This is a genomic window from Croceicoccus gelatinilyticus (assembly GCF_018398395.1).
GTDB classification, from domain to species: Bacteria; Pseudomonadota; Alphaproteobacteria; order Sphingomonadales; family Sphingomonadaceae; genus Croceicoccus; species Croceicoccus gelatinilyticus.
Genome location: NZ_JAHCBF010000001.1, coordinates 421,784 through 439,381, shown reverse-complemented (window position 1 = coordinate 439,381; position 17,598 = coordinate 421,784). Strand labels below are relative to the sequence as shown.

Annotated in this window: 13 protein-coding genes; 6 read left to right on the top strand and 7 right to left on the bottom strand. The window is 64.2% G+C overall.

The window, feature by feature from the left end; all coding sequences use genetic code 11:
- Nucleotides 1–13: 13 nt before the first annotated feature.
- Both KIH45_RS02355 and KIH45_RS02350 read right to left on the bottom strand, forming a co-directional pair.
- The gene (locus KIH45_RS02355) at nt 14–826 is read right to left on the bottom strand and encodes a hypothetical protein (RefSeq protein ID WP_213174372.1); all 813 of its coding nucleotides are present in this window, start codon (nt 824–826) and stop codon (nt 14–16) included.
- Nucleotides 827–905: 79 nt separating this feature from the next.
- Nucleotides 906–5,570, bottom strand: coding sequence for an NAD-glutamate dehydrogenase (locus tag KIH45_RS02350; RefSeq protein WP_225899647.1), 4,665 nt, complete (start codon nt 5,568–5,570; stop codon nt 906–908).
- Between the two features lie 346 nt (nt 5,571–5,916).
- On the opposite strand from KIH45_RS02350, the gene otsB reads away from it, so the two are divergent.
- The 3 genes from otsB to KIH45_RS02335 all read left to right on the top strand — a co-directional run bounded on the left by otsB (nt 5,917) and on the right by KIH45_RS02335 (nt 10,571).
- Complete coding sequence (gene otsB / locus KIH45_RS02345; protein WP_213174370.1) at nt 5,917–6,654, top strand: trehalose-phosphatase; 738 nt, start codon at nt 5,917–5,919, stop codon at nt 6,652–6,654.
- Between the two features lie 34 nt (nt 6,655–6,688).
- A complete protein-coding gene (gene otsA / locus KIH45_RS02340) occupies nt 6,689–8,074 on the top strand; it encodes an alpha,alpha-trehalose-phosphate synthase (UDP-forming) (RefSeq protein ID WP_213174369.1) in 1,386 nt (461 codons plus the stop codon).
- A gap of 136 nt (nt 8,075–8,210) precedes the next feature.
- Entirely contained in the window at nt 8,211–10,571 is a 2,361-nt protein-coding gene (locus KIH45_RS02335; RefSeq protein ID WP_213174368.1) for a DUF1963 domain-containing protein, read from the top strand.
- Here KIH45_RS02335 and recG read toward each other — a convergent pair.
- Nucleotides 10,568–12,631, bottom strand: coding sequence for an ATP-dependent DNA helicase RecG (gene recG / locus KIH45_RS02330; RefSeq protein ID WP_213174367.1), 2,064 nt, complete (start codon nt 12,629–12,631; stop codon nt 10,568–10,570). The genes KIH45_RS02335 and recG overlap by 4 nt on opposite strands.
- Nucleotides 12,632–12,686: 55 nt before the next feature.
- Here recG and KIH45_RS02325 point away from each other — a divergent pair, with 55 nt between their 5' ends.
- On the top strand, nt 12,687–12,953 hold the full coding sequence (locus tag KIH45_RS02325; protein ID WP_213174366.1) for an FAD assembly factor SdhE: 267 nt from the start codon (nt 12,687–12,689) through the stop codon (nt 12,951–12,953).
- Between the two features lie 4 nt (nt 12,954–12,957).
- Here KIH45_RS02325 and KIH45_RS02320 read toward each other — a convergent pair whose 3' ends face one another.
- Nucleotides 12,958–13,503: a 2'-5' RNA ligase family protein gene (locus tag KIH45_RS02320; RefSeq protein WP_225899587.1), complete on the bottom strand. Its 546-nt coding sequence runs from the start codon at nt 13,501–13,503 to the stop codon at nt 12,958–12,960.
- A gap of 98 nt (nt 13,504–13,601) precedes the next feature.
- On the opposite strand from KIH45_RS02320, the gene KIH45_RS02315 reads away from it, so the two are divergent.
- Together KIH45_RS02315 and KIH45_RS02310 are read left to right on the top strand one after the other, a co-directional pair.
- Nucleotides 13,602–14,366 carry an alpha/beta fold hydrolase gene (locus KIH45_RS02315; protein ID WP_213174365.1) on the top strand — a complete coding sequence of 255 codons (765 nt, stop codon included), beginning with the start codon at nt 13,602–13,604 and terminating at the stop codon, nt 14,364–14,366.
- Nucleotides 14,356–15,015 (top strand): hypothetical protein, encoded by a 660-nt coding sequence (locus KIH45_RS02310; RefSeq protein ID WP_213174364.1) that lies wholly within the window; start codon nt 14,356–14,358, stop codon nt 15,013–15,015. The genes KIH45_RS02315 and KIH45_RS02310 overlap by 11 nt, the downstream gene beginning before the upstream one ends.
- A gap of 3 nt (nt 15,016–15,018) precedes the next feature.
- Here KIH45_RS02310 and KIH45_RS02305 read toward each other — a convergent pair whose 3' ends face one another.
- The 3 genes from KIH45_RS02305 to tolB form a co-directional block, all read right to left on the bottom strand.
- Entirely contained in the window at nt 15,019–15,564 is a 546-nt protein-coding gene (locus KIH45_RS02305) for a J domain-containing protein (protein ID WP_213174363.1), read from the bottom strand.
- A gap of 56 nt (nt 15,565–15,620) precedes the next feature.
- Nucleotides 15,621–16,139, bottom strand: coding sequence for a peptidoglycan-associated lipoprotein Pal (gene pal / locus KIH45_RS02300; protein ID WP_225899586.1), 519 nt, complete (start codon nt 16,137–16,139; stop codon nt 15,621–15,623).
- A gap of 116 nt (nt 16,140–16,255) precedes the next feature.
- On the bottom strand, nt 16,256–17,596 hold the full coding sequence (gene tolB / locus KIH45_RS02295; protein WP_213174362.1) for a Tol-Pal system beta propeller repeat protein TolB: 1,341 nt from the start codon (nt 17,594–17,596) through the stop codon (nt 16,256–16,258).
- Between the last annotated feature and the right edge of the window lie 2 nt (nt 17,597–17,598).

Genomic DNA, 17,598 nt, shown 5'->3' with positions numbered 1-17,598 from the left:
GATCACTGCCGCCTTACGGGATCAGGAAACCCAGCCGAAGTCCGGTCGTGAGGTCAGGTGCACCCGCGCTCAGCCCCGCCGAACCGTAGGCACCGAGCGACAGGCCACCGCCGAGCCCGACATTCACGCCGGTCGCCACGCGCTGCCCATCGGGCAGGCCGTCGCTGGTGCTGGCCGAATCCTGATAGGCGACGAAGCCCGTGGCGCGCTTGCCGATCTGCGCGGCGAAACCGGCATTCACGGCGACACCGTTATTGCGTTCGTAGCCTTCGGGGCTTCCCGGCATCGTATAGGTCAGCCCCGCGAACGGCGTGATGCCCGCGCCGATGGTCTTGGAAATGTCCGCGCCCACGGCATAGTCGGTCTCGCCCGTTCCCAATCCTTCGTCAGCCGTCGGCAGCTTCACCGTACCGTTGACCGACAGGTTCACGACCTTGACCGGCAGCGCATAGGCCGCAGCCAGCGTCACGTCGCCCAACCCTTCGCGCACGATGCGCTGATCGACCTGCGTTTCGCCGGGAAACAGCGGCAGGCCAAGCGGGCCGTCAGGGGTGACAATCGTGCCCGTGCCTTCGGCCTCGATCCGGCGCCAGGGCACGCTAGCGGCAAAAGTCAGGCGGTCGTGCTGGACCTTCACCGTCGCGGGCACGGACCATGACCGGATGTCCTGATCGGTGCCGTAGCTGCCCTCTTCGTAATCGACGCCGACGCTGAATTCGGCGGCGGTCTTGTCGCGTGTCTCGGCAGGCTGTTCCTGCGCCATGGCGGTTCCCGAGGCGACTGCGGGGATGAATGCGCCAAGGGCAAGGATGATGCGGTAATTCATGCGGTACTCGTTCCTGTAATCGCGCCGGTGTGAACCGGCCTTCGACCACAGGAACGAGCCCGATACGGGTTTTAATCCATCAGCTTGCGAAAAGCGTGCGTCCCTGCCCCGCGATATGCGCCAGCATGGCCGGTGAGACCGGGACCGAGTTTTCGGCACGACCCACCATCGAACGGAACTGGCGGATCGCCGCCTGACGGCTCTCGATCCAGTTCGCCAGCGCCTCTGCCGGATCGGCCTTGGCCTTTTCGCTTCGCAGCAGTTTGTTGAGGAACTGCAGGCGCATCTGCTGAAGATCGCGCGACAGGCCAGCAACCAGCAGGCGTTCCCACGGATCCGACGGGCTCATCACCGCTGCGGTCTGCTGGGCCCAGTCGATGCCGAGCTTTGCACCCAGTTCTGTGAACGTCGCCGCGACCGTGCGGGCCTTGATGCCACTGTCGGCCGAAAGCTGAGCAAGGCCGATTGCACCGTCCATCTGGTAAAGGTGGACGACCGCATCGGCCAGCGCCGCCGGAGCGCCCTTGCCCGTCAGTTCGGTACGCAGGCGATCGGAATGGGTCTTTGCGGCTGTTTCCAGCAGCTTTGACGTTTCGGCAGCCAGCAGGTCCACTTGCGGACGCAGCAGGTCGTGAATCTCCGAAGGCGAAATCTCGCCCGCACCCAGCCGCAACACGTCGGCCATGTGGCTGCGCACGGCGCCTGCCGTCCGGTCGAGAAGCAGGAGACGCGCCTCTTCGGGCATCTTCGCGCTCTCGATCTTCTCCCACAGGTCGCGCAAGTCGAACAGGCGATCGACAGCAACGAAAGCGGCCGAAATCTCGGAGAGAAGCGCGTTCTCTTCCTCGGCCAGTTCGAACGGCAGGACCATGCCGAGCCGGTTGACGATGCGGTTGGCAAGTTCGGTCGCGATGATCTCGCGCCGCAGGCGATGCCCTTCGAGATACTTGCGGAACTTGTCCTGCAACTGTTCCGGGAAGGAGGTGACGAGCGTCTTCTCCATCGCGGCATCGTCGGGAAGCTTCGAGTTCTCGATCGAATCCTGCAGGACCAGCTTCGAACTCGACAACAGTACTGCCAGTTCGGGACGGGTCAGCCCGTGCCCTTCGGCCGCGCGGCGGGTGAATACGTCGCTTGCGGCAAGGCCTTCGGTCCGGCGATCGAGATTGCCGCCATCCTCGAGCTGTTCGATCAGGCGGATCTGCGAGGCCGTGGCGGGCGAACCGCCCTGCTCTGCCACCGACAGCGCCAGCGTCTGGAGACGGTTGTCCTCAAGCACGATGGCCGCGACCTCGTCGGTCATTTCCTCGAGCAGCGCATTGCGCCGTTCTTCGGACAGGCGACCGGCCTTGCGCGCCGCTTCGAGCGCGATCTTGATGTTCACCTCGTTGTCCGAACAATCGACGCCTGCCGAATTGTCGATAAAGTCGGTGTTGATGCGCCCGCCGGACAGGGCAAACTCGATACGCCCGGCCTGCGTGATGCCAAGGTTCGCGCCCTCGCCGATGGCTTTCACACGAAGATCGCCCGCATCGACGCGCAGGCGGTCGTTCGCCGGATCACCCACGTCGACGTGGTTCTGCGCGGTCGACTTCACGTAAGTGCCGATGCCGCCGAACCACAGCAGGTCCGCCGGGGCCTTGAGCACGGCGGAAATCAGCGCATCGGGCTCGATCTCCTTGTCCTCGATGCCCAGCACTTCACGCGCCTGTTTCGACAGCGGGATTCGCTTCATCGTGCGCGGGAAGACGCCGCCGCCCTTGCTGATCAGCTTTTCGTCGTAATCCTCCCAGCTTGAACGCGGCAGTTCGAACATGCGCTTGCGTTCCTTCCAGCTTGCCGCCGGATCGGGATCGGGATCGATGAAGATGTGGCGATGGTCGAACGCGGCGACCAGCTTGATCGCCTTGGACAGCAGCATGCCGTTGCCGAACACGTCGCCCGACATGTCGCCGCAGCCCACGACGCTGATCGTGTCGGACTGAACGTCGACGCCCATTTCGAGGAAGTGGCGCTGCACCGAAATCCACGCGCCGCGGGCAGTGATGCCCATGGCCTTGTGGTCATAGCCATTGGACCCGCCGCTGGCGAAAGCATCGCCCAGCCAGAAGCCTTCGGCCTGAGCGATGGCATTGGCGATGTCGGAGAAGCTTGCCGTGCCCTTGTCGGCGGCGACCACGAAATAGGGATCGTCGCCGTCGAGGATCTTCACGCCATCGGGATGCACGACCTTGTCGTCGACGATATTGTCGGTGACCGAAAGCAGCGCGCGGATGAAAATCTCGTAGCTGGCCTTACCCTCGGCGGCCCAGCTGTCGCGGTCCTTCGACGGGTCGGGAAGCTGCTTGGGATAGAAGCCGCCCTTCGCGCCTGTCGGCACGATTACCGCGTTCTTCACGCGCTGCGCCTTCATCAGGCCGAGAATCTCGGTACGATAGTCGTCGCGCCGGTCGGACCAGCGCAAGCCGCCACGCGCGACGGGCCCTGCACGAAGGTGGATGCCTTCGACACGGCGCGAATAGACGAAGATCTCGCGCCAGGGCAGCGGCTTGGGCAGGCCGGGAACGCCCGCGCTGTCGAGCTTCATCGCCAGCGCCTCTTCCGAGGCAGGGGCGAAGGCGTTGGTGCGCAGGATCGCCTCGATCGTGGCGTTGTACTGGCGCAGCAGGCGGTCGTCGTTGATGGCATTGACCTTGGCCAGCCCGTCGACAATCGCCTTGCGCGCCTTTTCGGCTGCCGCATCGGCCTTGGCCATCGCGGGATCGTGGCGTGACCGGAACAGGTCGATCAGCCCGCGGGTCACGTCAGGCGCACCGACCAAAGCGTCGACCACGGTGTAGATCGTGAAGCCCAGACCGCCCTGACGCAGATAGCGATAGAGCGCGCGAAGCCACTCGGCCTCCTGGTGCCCGAGACCGGTCGCAACGACCAGACGGTTGAACACGTCGTTCTCGGCCCGATTGTTGAGCACGGCTGCGATCGCGGATTCGATATCGGCGGCTCGCGTCAGCACTTCGTCGACGGGATCGCCGTCGCCAAGGCCCAGGACGAAATCGTGGATCGTGCCGATCCGGTTTTCGTCCAGACGCGTCGGCATCTCTGCGAGAACGCGGAAACCGAAGTTCTCAAGCGCCGGAACCGCGTCCGACAAAGGCAGCGTGCCTTCGTACTGGTAGACTTTCAGGCGAAGCTGGTTTTCCGGATCGCTGTCGAGCCGGTAGAGGCGCGCATCACGGCGAAGCGAGGTCGTGTCCTCGGGCAGGTTCGCCAGCCCCTTGATGCGCAGGATATCCAGTGCAGCTTCCTGTGCGCCATAATCGGCACGATAAGACACGGGAAACGCATCGGCAAACCGCAGCGCGAGGGCCGCGGCACGACCGGCTTCTTCGAAAGCGGACAGCTCGTGCTCGACCGCCTCTTCCCAGCCGCGCAACATCGTCTGCAGCCGTGCATCGAGCGCGCCTTCATCGGGGATGTGCTGCCCGCCGCGAATGTCGAGGACGAAATGCAGGCGTGCCAGCTTTCCACCCTCGATCTGCAACGACCAATCGAGAATATCGGCCTTCGACTCGCTCTCCAGCATATCCATGATGCGAACGCGGGTCTGCGTGCTCATCAGGTCGCGCGGCAGCCAAACGAAAGCGAAAAGGTGACGCGAAAGCGGGGCTTCGACCAGCGCAAGACGCGGTTTCGGACGGTCGACCAGCCCCGACATCATCGTCGCAAGGCGCGCGATGGCGTGGTCCTGCAACCCGATCAGCAAGTCATGCGGCAGGACAGTCAGCGCGTGAAGGACCGCCTTGCCGGTGTGGCCACGCGGGTCAAACCCGAGCCGCACCGTGAGCTCACCGAACTCGCGGCGCATGCGCGGCACCTCGTCAGGCGGCGTATTCAGCGCGGCACTGGTCCAGACGCCTGCATGCGCAGAAATCGCGGCGACCTTGCCCTTCTCCATGACCGGGACGAGGAAGAGGTCGAGCGGGACCGAGCGGTGGACCTTGGAAATCTGGTTGGCCTTTACGACCAGCGGTGCCTTCGAAAGCGCCTTGTCGCCAAGATCGTCGAACCACGCGAAAGCACGGTCCCACGATGCGTCGGCAAGGATGTCCTTCGCGCTTTTGCGACAGACGCCAAGGCGCTGGCTGTTAGATCCGTCGCGCTTGCGCGTCACGTGACCAAGCTGCGTCAGCATGCCGCCAGCAAACCAGTCCAGCAGCGCGCGCCCTTCGGGATCGGTGACGCTACGCGCGTCCTTTTCCATCGCGGCGACCAGTTTCTGCCAGTCCTCGACCGCGGCGCGTACGTCGGCCAGCGTCGCCTTGAGCGCCTGTTCGATCTGTCGGCGATGCGCGCCATCGACGCGCGGAGCCTCGACATAGATCAGCGATTCTTCGGGCGCATCGCTATTCTCGCCCTTTATGGCAAGCAGCTTGCCGGCGTCGTCACGCTCGACCGGAACGACCGGGTGGATCAGAGTATCAGCGACCAGGCCGAAATCGGCGAGCGTCGATGCAATGGAATCGACCAGGAACGGCATATCGTCGTTCACGATCGCGATCCGCGTACCGCGACGCCCTTCGGGCACCGAGGCGATGGCGATAATGACCTCGCCATTTTCGCGAACGGTGGCGGATTCGAGCAGGAACTGCGCGATTTCCTCTCGCCTGTCCTTGGGCAGCGGCTCATCGCCCGGAAGTTCGGAGTCCACGATGTGTCGGACGAGTTCGGGCGCGAGCTTCTTCATATCGATGCCCGGCTTGTCTGCGATTTCGGTCAAGTTCCCCTCGCAATTCATTCTTGTGCCGTAAAACGGGGTCGGTCGTACCTGATGGAACCGCCCTTTGCGGGCCTTGTTCCGGATTATGGCTTCTGTTCGTGACGAACCGGCGACCTTCCTCCCGGCCGTATCGGTTCGCGCCGCCCCGCAGGCGTGTTTCTGACTGCCCGCCCCGTCGCATATCATCGGGGCCGGAGCAATCGATATGGGGGCACTGGTGCACAAGGAAAGTCCCACGAAACCGCCATTTATCGTGCTGCAAGTGCGAGATGAACCTTGACCCGCACCTGCCCCGGGCCACATAGGTCATGACGTGACCGGACAGCTTCCATCGCCGCCCCCGCCCGATCCCTCACGGGACGTGCTGCTGCTCGACTTCGACGGCACGCTGGTGCCGCTAGCCGAACGGCCCGAAGGCGTGGTCGTGACGCGCGATCTCATTACCCGCCTGAACCAGCTTTCCGATCTTTTCGAAGGCCGCCTCGCGCTGGTCAGCGGACGCGCGATCGAAGTTCTGGACGATTTCGGCTTTGCGGGGCTTTCCATCGCGGGCAGCCACGGCGCGGAATGGCGCCTTCCCGACGGCAGCCGCGATGGCCTCGACCGCCCCGACGCTCTGGACGAGGCCAAGGCGGCTTTCATCGCCTTTGCAGAGGGCAAGGACGGCGTGCTGTTTGAAGACAAGCCTCTGGGCGCAGCGCTCCACTTCCGCCTCGCGCCCTCTTTTGCCGACGCGTCGATTGACCTGGCAAAAGAAATGGCCGGTGGCCTGCACCTTCAGCACGGACACGACATGATCGAGGTTCGCGTCGCAGGCGTAAACAAGGGCACGGCCATTTCCGAACTGATGAGCCACGCACCGTTTGCGGGTTTCCGCCCCGTATTTCTGGGTGATGACGTCACCGACGAAGACGGTTTCGACCGCGTCGGCGACCATGGCGGGCACGGTGTTCTCGTCGGCCGCATTCGTGACACGCGGGCCAGCTATCATCTTTCCGATCCGAATGCCGTGAACGCCTGGCTCGCCCGCGCGTTGGAACCTGCGGGATGACCGCCAAGACCTGCCTTACCGGGGGAATGACCGCATGAGCCGCCTGATCGTCGTATCGAACCGCGTGTCCATGCCGACACCCGACGCAGCGCAAGGCGGCCTTGCCGTCGCGCTTCAGGCCGCGCTGCGCGAATCCGGTGGCCTCTGGTTCGGATGGTCGGGCCGAACGGTCGAGGAATTCAATGGCTCGGTCTCGTTCGAGGAAATCGACGGGGTGCGCTCTGCCGTCGTCGATCTCGAACCGCAGGACGTCGACGAATACTACAACGGCTTTGCCAACCGCACGCTCTGGCCGCTGTTTCACTACCGCATCGATCTGGCGAAATATAACCGCAGCTTCGGCAGCGGGTATGAGCGCGTGAACAAGCGCTTCGCCGAACCGCTGCACGTCATGATCGAGCCGGGCGATACCGTCTGGATCAACGACTATCACCTGATCCCGATCGCCTCGCAGCTGCGCGAACACGGCGTGAAGAACCGCATCGGGTTCTTCCTGCACACGCCCTGGCCGCCGACGCGCCTGTTGGTCTCGCTGCCTTATCACGAGCGGCTGGTCCGCACGATATTCGCCTACGACGTTATCGGTTTCCAGACAGAGGAGTGGCTGGAAAGCTTCCTCCACTACTGCGTCAATGAATTGGGTGGATCGGTCGACGGCGAATATGTGACCGTCGACGACATGACCTTGCGCGCGGTCGTCTGCCCCATCGGCATCGACTTCAAGAACTTCCTGCAGGCCAGCAAGACCAAGGCGGCGCAGGACCTGTCGGAACGCATGCGCGTCTCGCTACGCCAGCTCAGCATGATCGTGGGCGTCGACCGGCTCGACTATTCCAAGGGGCTGGAAGAACGCCTCAACAGTTTCGAGCATTATCTCAACACGCACGAGGAAGCGCACCGCTCGGTCGTGCTGATCCAGGTCGCTCCGCCATCGCGCGGACAGGTCGAGCAATACCAGCACGTCCGCGAAAAGCTGAACGAGATGGCAGGCCGCATCAACGGCGCTTTCGCCGAAGTCGATTGGACCCCGATCCGCTACGTCAACCGCGGCTATTCACGGGACGAACTCACCGCGCTCTACAGCGCGGCGAAGGTCGGGCTCGTCACGCCCCTTCGCGACGGGATGAACCTCGTCGCCAAGGAATTCGTTGCGGCGCAGGATCCCGAAGATCCCGGCGTCCTCGTGCTTTCACGATTTGCCGGTGCGGCTGCGCAGATGAAGGAAGCGCTGATCGTGAACCCCTATGCGCCCGAGGAAGTGGCCGACGCGATCCAGAAGGCGATGACCATGCCGCTGGCAGAGCGCAAGCGGCGGCATCAGGCGCTGCTCGAAGGCGTGAGGACGCAGGACGTCCACTGGTGGCGCGAGAAATTCGTGAACCTGATCGAGGAAACGCCGCACACCGAACCGGCGGAGTAATTCGCACCTTCGGGCCCGCGATTAACCTTCCGGACCGCCGAAATCGCGAAAGATCGCGCCTAAAGTCTTTCGTAAACCATTGGCGCTACGATCCCCTGTCAGCCCGCGCATTCATGCGGGCTGCGCGGAGGATACGATGAAGCAGGCAGGTTCTGTACGGATCATTCTGATCGCGACGATCGTCGCGGGATCGATCGTGGCGTTGAAAACGGCTTTGCCGCAGATACCACTCTCGACGACGATCCTTGCGTCTTGCATCGGCCTTGCGCTGATCTTCCTGCTCTATCGCTCGGAACAGCAGCGCCGACGCGAAGAAGCGGATAGCACCCTGCAGACGGCAAGCGCGCCCATGCGCGACCTCAACCCCGCCTCGATCCGAGAGCGGCTCGAAAACCGTCCCCTGCCTCAAGTCAGCCCGCCGCCGATGGCGCGCGACATGCAGGGCGCGATGGAGCCACCCGCTTACGCCTCGCCTGCACCCCAGCCCGCCTATTCGACCCGTCCGCCCGAACCGCCGGTTCTCGAGTTGGTGGGCGATTTCGCGGCCGAGGAAGAGCCGGTCGCCGAAGCTGAAGCTCCGGTTCTCGAACTCTCGCCGTTTGACGAAGTGGTCGAGGACGATGACGCAGATGTCCTCGACCTTAACGACTATGGCGAGGAAGAGGGCGAGGTAGAGCCGATCGCCTTCGTAGAGGAGACCCCGCAGGAGCCGGTCGTCGAAGCTGTCGAAGTGGAAGAGCCTGTCGAGGAAGCGCTCGACCTCGGAACCTTCGAAGAGCCCGGCGAAGTCGAACCCGCGCCGGAATATCCGACATACGAGCCAGTCGGCTTCGCTGACGACGAAGAAGCGGACGAAGCCGAAGAGGTCCTCGACCTCGCCGATTTCAGCGAGCCTGAAGCCGAGCCGGTAGAGCCTGTCTATCCGGCGTACGAACCGCTCGATTTCTCGAGCGAAGACGAGCCGAAAGAGGAAATTCTCGACCTCTCGAGCTTCGAAGAGCCGGAAGCCGAACCTGTCGATCTCGTCACCGAAGAGCCCGCCGAAGACGTGCTCGACCTCGCCAGCTTCGAAGCGCCTGTCGAAACGCCGGCGGAGCCGGAATACCCGACTTACAAGCCGGTGAATTTCTCATACGACGACGAAGACCCCAAACTCGTATCGTTCGAAAGCCCCGAGCCCGAAGCGACCGAAGAACCGGTCTCGCACGGCCTCGACTGGAGCAATTTCGAGGACTTCGCTGCGACCGGCCCGGCCAAGCCGATGAGCCTCGTGCCCAGCGAGGACGAAGTGGTCGAGGAAGCCGCAGAGGCCGCCCCGACCTTCACGCCCACACCGGAAACCGCGCCCGCCTCCTCTCCCATCGAGGCGGCGCGCGGCCATGCCATCGTCTTCCGCGAGGCGTTCCCGCCCGCAGGTCCCGCTGGCCTTTCCTTCTACGGCGGTTCGCCCGTTGCACCGGCCGATTTCGCATGGCCGCGCGCCATGACCGAGGCAGGTGACATTCCGCTGACATTCGTGATGCAGTGGGACTGCGCGAAGCTTGCCGTCACCGACCCGACCGACCTGCTGCCCCGCGACGGTGCCATGTACCTGTTCATGGACCTCGATTGGAGCAGGCCGATGGCCTACCGCTTCATTCACGTTGCCGGAAACGGTGACGGCTGGGGCGAAGTGGCAACGCCCGGGGACCTCGCCCCGGCCTATGGTTCGCAGGCGATCTGGGCCTGGCCGATCTGCGCGGGCGAAGATCACGACGCACGCGGCATCATCCCGCGCCGCCTGCCGCACTGGCCGTTCGAGCCGGTCGGCATGACGCTCGGCACCAATGAAACCAAGTTCTGGCAGGCCGACGACGCGACCCATACCGCGCTTTCGCGCCTCGACCTCGCGCCTGCACCGGCCCCGCTGCCGCGCGGGTTCGAACGCCCCTACCCCGCGTTCCCGCACGACTGGTCGGCCGTCCGCACCGTTTGCGCATGGCTGCTGGGCCAGATGCGCCAGCCCGAACAGCCCGCGGAACTGACCCGCTGGCTGGACGAGACCCGCATGCTTTATGCCGTCGCATCGCGTGAAGAGCCGTTCGATCCCATCCCGCAACTTTCGGCGAACGAGATGTGGGGCTGGATGGAACAGGTCCGGGAACCGCTGGAACCGGTGTTCCAGAGCCTCGTCTCCGCCGCCGTCAACACGACCATCGGCGCGAAAGGCAAGGCGATGGAAGCCATCCCAGCAGAGCGCATCGCCGCCGAAGCAGGCGTCCACCGCCTCTCGGCCAACCCGCAGGCATCGGTCCCCAACCGCATGTTCGGCACGCCGAGCTATGTGCAGGGCGAAGTCGGCCAGTTCGTGGAAGACGAAGTCCTGCTGCTCGAAATCGGCGGCAACGACACGCTGGGCCACTTTTTCGGCACGGGCGTCCTGCAGTTCACGATCGCACCTGACGACCTTACAGCCCGCAATTTCGACCGCGTGCGGATGACTGTCGCCGCGGCCTAACCGCCGCGCAGCAGTTGCACCCCGTAATCGCGTTCGAACAGGTAGAGCGCGGTGCGTGCCGCTTCCCCGCGCGTGCCGGTCAGCCCGCCGTCCCGCTCCATCAGCACGCGGGCATCGTCATGCGCAACTTCGAGCAGTTCGGTGATCTGTTCGGGCGTCGCGACCACGAAAGCCTGTTCGCCCGACTGCCGCGTACCAAGGATTTCGCCCCCGCCGCGTAGTCTGAGGTCCTCCTCAGCCAGCCGGAACCCGTCCTGCGTCTCGCGCATCAGCGCCAGCCGCTCGCGCCCCGTTTCGGACAGCGTATTGCCGCGCAGCAGCAGGCAGACCGACTTTTCCGCCCCGCGTCCGACCCGGCCACGCAACTGGTGAAGCTGGGCCAGGCCAAACCGTTCGGCCTGTTCGATCACCATCAGCGAAGCATTGGGCACGTTGACGCCGACCTCGATCACCGTGGTGGCGACCAGCACCGCGACTTCGCCCGAGGCAAAGCGCGCCATGTTCGCGTCCTTGATCTCGGGCCGAAGCTGTCCGTGAACAAGCGTGACGGCGTTCTCGCCCAGCACCTGCCGCAGCGCGTCGAACCGTTCCTCTGCCGCTGCGATATCCTCTGTCTCATGTTCACGGACCATGGGGCAGACCCAATAGGCCTGCTTGCCCTCGGCCACGTGGCGCTGCAGCCCTGCGACGACATCGTCCATCCGTTCGGTCGCGATCACGCGCGTATCGATCGGCTTGCGCCCCGGCGGCATCTCGTCGAGGCGCGAAACTTCCATCTCGCCATATTGCGCAAGGGTCAGCGTGCGCGGGATCGGCGTTGCCGTCATGGCAAGGCAGTGCGCGGTGCCCTTGGCCTTCTGCTGCAGCATCAGGCGCTGCCCCACGCCGAACCTGTGCTGTTCGTCGATCACGACAAGGCCGAGATTGCGGTAGTTCACCGCCTCCTGAAAAATCGCGTGGGTGCCGACGATAATGTCGATGCTGCCATCGAGCAGCCCCATCAGGATCGATTCCCGCGCCCGCCCTTTGTCGCGCCCGGTCAGGATCGCGATCTCGACCCCCGTGCCGCGGGCCATTTCGATCAGAGTTTCGTGGTGCTGGCGCGCAAGAATCTCGGTCGGCGCAAGCAGCGCCGCCTGCGCCCCGCCCTCGACCGCGATGAGCATGGCGTGAAGCGCCACCGCCGTCTTGCCCGAACCTACATCGCCCTGCAGCAGCCGGAGCATCGGGTGCTGCTGCGCCATGTCGCCCTCGACCTCGCCGACAGAACGCTTCTGCGCGCCGGTCAGATCGAATGGCAGGCGCAACTTGTCTCGCAAGCGTCCGTCGCCCTTGAGCGGCACGCCCTTGCGCCGCCGGTTGTCCGCCCGCACCAGCATCAGCGCCAGCGCCGAGGCGAAAAGTTCGTCATAGGCCAACCGGTCCCGCGCCGCCTTGTTCGCGCCCTTGTGCGCCGCGATCAGCGCCTCGCGCCATTCGGGCCATTCGCGCTTTGCCAGTTGCCCCGGCTCGATCCATTCGGGAAGCTCGGGCAAATCGCCCAGTGCCTGCTCGATCAGGGCCTGTAAGCGCCCCTGCGTCAAACCATCGGAGAGCGCATAAACCGGCTCGCAAGTCGCACCGAATGCCGCGCCGCCCTCTTCGCTTACGTGATCGGGGTGCACGATCTGCAAGGCGTCGCCATACTGGTCGAGCTTGCCCGCGACCCAGCGCCGCTCGTTCAAGGGCAGCTGCTTTTTCGCGGTATAGGACGCGCGCCCGAAATAGGTCAGCGAGACGACATTGCCGATGTCGTCCGTCGCCATGACGTTGAACGGCCCGCGCCCGCTGCGGCTGGCGCGATATTGCGTCGGGGTCAGTGGCACGATGACGTTTTCGCCAATGCCCGCGTCGTCGAGGTTGGCAACCGCGCGGCGGTCGATGAAACGGTCGGGCAAGTGGTAGGCGAAGTCCTTGACCCGCGTAAGACCCAGCTTTTCGAGCGGTTTTTCCAGCTTCGGCCCGACGCCTTTGAGGCTGTCGGCACTGGCAAAAAGCGGATTGAGGACTTCGGGACGCATCGCGGCCCTAATAGCGCCTTGCGCGGGGCCGTCTGCAAGGGCTAAGCGCGCGTGCATGGTTGATAACGCTCGTCTTGGCCGTCTCAAGTTCCGCGCATGGCATCGCGGCACGCGTGAAGCCGACTTCATGATCGGCGGCTTCTTCGACAAGCACCACGCTTCGTGGAGCGAGGCCGACGCCGACTGGTTCGAGGCTCTGCTTGAAGAAGACGACGTCCACATCATGGCCTGGGCCCTCGGCACCGAAGCAACGCCCGAACGCTACGAGGGCCCGCTTATGGCCGAAATGCGCAAGCTGGACTACGTCCACATCCACCGCTGAGCGGTCAGCCCTTCCCGCGAAATTTCCAGCGGCCCGCCTCTTCCCAGGGGCCGCCATCGTAGAAATGCATCTCCAGCCCCGCGAAGGCGAAGTCGCGCGGGCGGACTTGCGGCGCCAGTTCGGCCTGCAGCGCCTTGGCCTCCTTGGGATCGACCTTGTTCTGGACCGTGACATGCAGCTTGGGCCGGTGATCGTCCTGCGCGGTCAGCGAGCCGGCGAAACGGTCTGCGATCAGGTCCCGGACAGTCAGCAGCGCAGGGCTCTCGATATCGAGCGCGGTTCCCCTCCCCAGCGATCGAATGCCGAGAAGCCGCGCAGGCGGCGGCGGGAATTCGCGGGTCAGGTCGGCGAGCAACCCGCGAAGTTCGGCCTCACACGAAGGCGGGATCGCGTGGAACAGCGTGACGTGCGCCGAGAGGAAGTTCCGCTCGGGCGGGAAATGTGCCTGCCTCAGCCTGTCGGCATAGGCGAACAGGTCCTGCGGCAGAGTGGCCGTGACGATGATCGGTCGGGTGTTCATCTGGGAAATATGCTCTCCGGTCTCATCCATGCGAACCGCCGCGTGCATGACCTTGTTCCGAACCTTGCCCCGAATGCGGATCGCGGACTATGCCTTGGCGCAATAATATAGTTTCACTGGATACCTGAATGGTCAGCCCGCGCCTTATTTTCGTCCACGGTGCCGCCGCCGATGCGCGGCTCTGGTCGCCCGTCATCAGCAAGCTTCCGCCCGAATGGGACGCACAGGCGATCACGCTGACCTATTTCGGCGACACCGAATGGCCCGATGACGGTAGCCAGTTCGGCACGCGCCTCCACGCACAGGAACTGCGCCACATGGCGGCCGAGATGGGCGGCGATGTCGATATCGTCTGCTGGTCCTACTCGGTCCACGTCGGGCTGCAGGCGCTGCTCGATGCGCCGGGCCTGTTCCGCTCCGCGCTGTTCTACGAAGCCGCGCTGCCGCACTACATCTCCGACGAAGGCGAGCAGGAGGTATTCGGCAAGGACTTCGGATCGTGCTTCGGCGCGGTCGGCGCAAAGCTGGAAAAGGAAGGCAACGAGGCTGCCGTTCGCCAGCTGGTCGGACAGGGGTTTGGCTCGCTGCCGCAGGACCGGCAGGACATGTACCTATCCAACGCCCGCATGATGCCGCTGCTGATGGGCGGCGGCGAGGCTCCGGCGAAGATCGGGCCCGCCGAACTTGCCGGGATCGAGACGCCAACGCTTGTGGCAATGGGCGGAAAAACGCGCCCCTGTTTCGAACTGCCGAGCCGCGCGCTCGCGAGACACCTGCCAAACGCGACGCTGGACATCGTCGCCAACGCCGATCACTTTCTTCCCGAAACTAACGCCGAACTGTTCGCGGCGGTGGTCGAAGAATGGATCGACGGAGAGGCGAGTGAGCAGTGAGGACTGGTATCGCGGACCGGACTGGGATGCCGAAACGCAGGCGCTTTTTGAAAAGAAGATAGCCCGCGCGCGGAAACAGAAGCCTTTCTATCTTTGGGTGAAGGCTGCGGCCATTGCCCCGGAACACCCGGACGATGCCGAGGCGCTGTTCGAACGATCACTTGCGTGTGACGACGATTTCGAAAGATCCCGTGCCCTGAATGCCCGCGCGAAAGCACGCGCCGTGCGTGGCCGAACCGGCGGAACGCTGGATGATCTGGCCGAAGCCGCGCGAACGGAACGAGGCAAGGTTCTGGGCCTCCACACCCCCGCTCGCTGGGAATATGCAGCGCTCGTCGCGACGGGACGCCACCGTGACCGTTACGACGAGGCCTTGAAGTTGATGGGATGGCCGATCTCTGAACTGTCGTTCGCGGGGCAAGTCGCGCTGGCTTTCATCCACCACGATCGCGGGCACAGAATCAGGGCGCGCCGCGCGGCAAAGAAAGCGCTGAAACGCGCAACGATGGAAGGCGAAGTCGCGCCGGGTGTGCCACTACCCAAGACACCCGATTTTCCGAACCCGCTCTACGACAGGCTGCTGGTGATCGCAGGTCTGTGGAACGAGAAGGTACTCGGCCCGCCGCCGCCGGTCTGGACGGAGGACTAACGCTCAGTCTTGAGCAGGGCCTGCCCACTGGCGACGCTCTTCCGCAGCGCGGAGGACTTCGTAGGCCAGTTGCAGCTTGTGGAATTCCTTGGCGGCCTCATCGTCACCCGGTTTCACGTCGGGGTGCACTTCCTTGGCCTTGGTGCGCCACGCTTTCTTGATGGTCGCGAAATCGACATCGTATTCGAGATCAAGCGCGTCGAGCGCGTTGATCTCGTCGCGGCTGCGCGATCCGTCGCCCGATCCGGTCCAGCCGTAATGGGCGGATTCGCGGTATCCTGAATTGTCGCGCTGTTCATCGGCTGCGCGCGCCGCCGCTTCCTCGGCATCGAGGCCGGCGAAATAGTCCCAGCCCTTGTTATATTCCGCCGCGTGCTTCTGGCAGAAATACCAGCGTTCCGGGCTGTTCGGGCTTTTGGGAGCGGGGCAATCGCCCACTTCCTCACAGCCGACCCGGTCGCAAAGGCGCACGTTCTGCGCCTCGCGACCGGCTTCGTAACCGCGCCAGCGGGGAAACCCCCAGTCTATCGAACGTCCGGATCGAGCCATGTTAGTTGTCGAATAGCCCGATCCGGTGTCGGGGGAAACCTCGCTTTGGCGTGCTTTTACTGCACCGTGACGGTAACGGCGCGGCGGTTCTGGGCCCATGCACTCTCGTTAGAGCCCATCGCGACCGGACGTTCCTTGCCGTAGCTGACGGTCGTGATGCGGGTCGATGGGATGCCGAGGCTGACCAGATAGTTCTTGGCCGAGTTCGCACGACGCTCACCCAGAGCGAGGTTGTAGTCGCGGGTGCCGCGTTCGTCGGCGTGGCCTTCAATCGTCACGCGCACGTTCGGATACTGCATCAACCACTGGGCCTGGCTCTGCAGCGTTGCCATGTCGGCGCTGTCGATGTTGTAGCGGTCGGTGTCGAAGTAGACACGATCCGACGAAACGGTGGCGAGGAAGTCTTCCTGGCTACCGGGGACCGGGCCGCTCGGCGTCGGGGTGCTGGTGGCAACCGGCGTCGGGGTCGGTTCGGGGGGAAGTTCGTCCGGAGTGGTCTTGCAGGCGCCGAGGGCGAGCGAACCGGCCGCGATCAGGGCGACGGGTGCAACCATACGGGTGCGCAGAATGGACATTGGGGCAAGCTCCTTCTCTTCATGCAAGGCGGGTTGATCCCGTCTCTTGCGGATTTCGGGCGCGACAGACGGTGCGACCCATGTCGTCCGCGCTGGCGATTACACTACTAACGCAGTTAGGGCCGAACCGGTCCCCAAGAAGGATCAGAAGCATCCTCGGGGGTGTCCAGCTTGCGCAAATGGCGCCCCGTGAGGTCGACCTGCCAGAGGCTGGTATTGCCCGAATTCCGCTCGGTCCGGAAGAACTGGACGATGCGGCCATTCGGGCTCCACGTGGGTGCCTCGTCCTGCCAGGCATTGGTCAGATGGCGCAGGCTTCCGCCGCCCGGGCTCATCACCGCGATGCGGAAGTTTCCAGAGATATGCGTGAACGCGATCTGGTCACCGCGCGGGCTCCATTCCGGTGTCGCGGCACGGCCCCCGAAGAAGCTGATGCGGCGCTGGTTAGAACCGTCGGCATCCATGACATATATCTGCTGGCTGCCCGAACGGTCGCTTTCGAAGACGATCTTCGAGCCGTCGGGCGAATAGGACCCGCCGACATCGATACCCGGGCTGCTCGTCAGCTTGACCGGACGGCCACCGCCCGCGCTCGACACTCGGTAGATGTCGGTGTTGCCGGCGATCGCCATCGAATAGAGGATGTAGCGGCCATCAGGCGACCAGCGCGGCGCAAAGGTCGCGTTGGAGCTTTCGGTGACCAGCGTCTGCCTGCCCGATGCAATGTCATAGACATAGATGCGCGGGTTTCCGTCATTGTACGAAAGGTAGGCAATCTTCGAATAGTCAGGCGAATAGCGCGGGGTCAGCGCAGTGCTGGATCCGCTGGTGATGAACCGGTGGTTTGCGCCATCGCTGTCCATGATCGCCAGACGCTTGCGACGGTTATCCTTGGGCCCTGTTTCGGCGATGTAGGCGATCTTGGAATCAAAGAACGGATCCTCGCCCGACAGTCGCGAATAGATCAGGTCGGCACACTTGTGCGCGGCGCGGCGCCAGTCCGACGGCGCGACGACGTACCCTTCGCGGACCAGTTCGGACTGAAGCTGCACGTCGTAGAGATAACACCCGACCGTCAGTTGCCCGTCAGCCGCGGCGCGCACGAAGCCGTGAACCAGCATTTCGGTACCCAGCGGCGTCCAGCGTCCGAACTGCGGATTGGTCGCTTCCCCAAACGCGATACGCGGCAAGGCAGAAGGCCCGACCGGGCGAAACAGGCCATTGTTCTGAAGATCATCGGTAATGATCTGGGCCAGCGCGACACCCAGCGCACCGGTAGTCTTCGGCGCAGCGGCAGTCGGCACGTCCTGCTGTGCCGGGAAGGCGGGGATCGCGATGCCGAGGTCCTGCCACTCGCTCTCGTCCGAGACGGAGCCGACGAGGCCCCCTTCCTGGGCAAGCGCGGGCTGCGCGGCAAAAGCAACGAAAGCGGCGGCGATGAGGGCTTTGGTCTTCATCC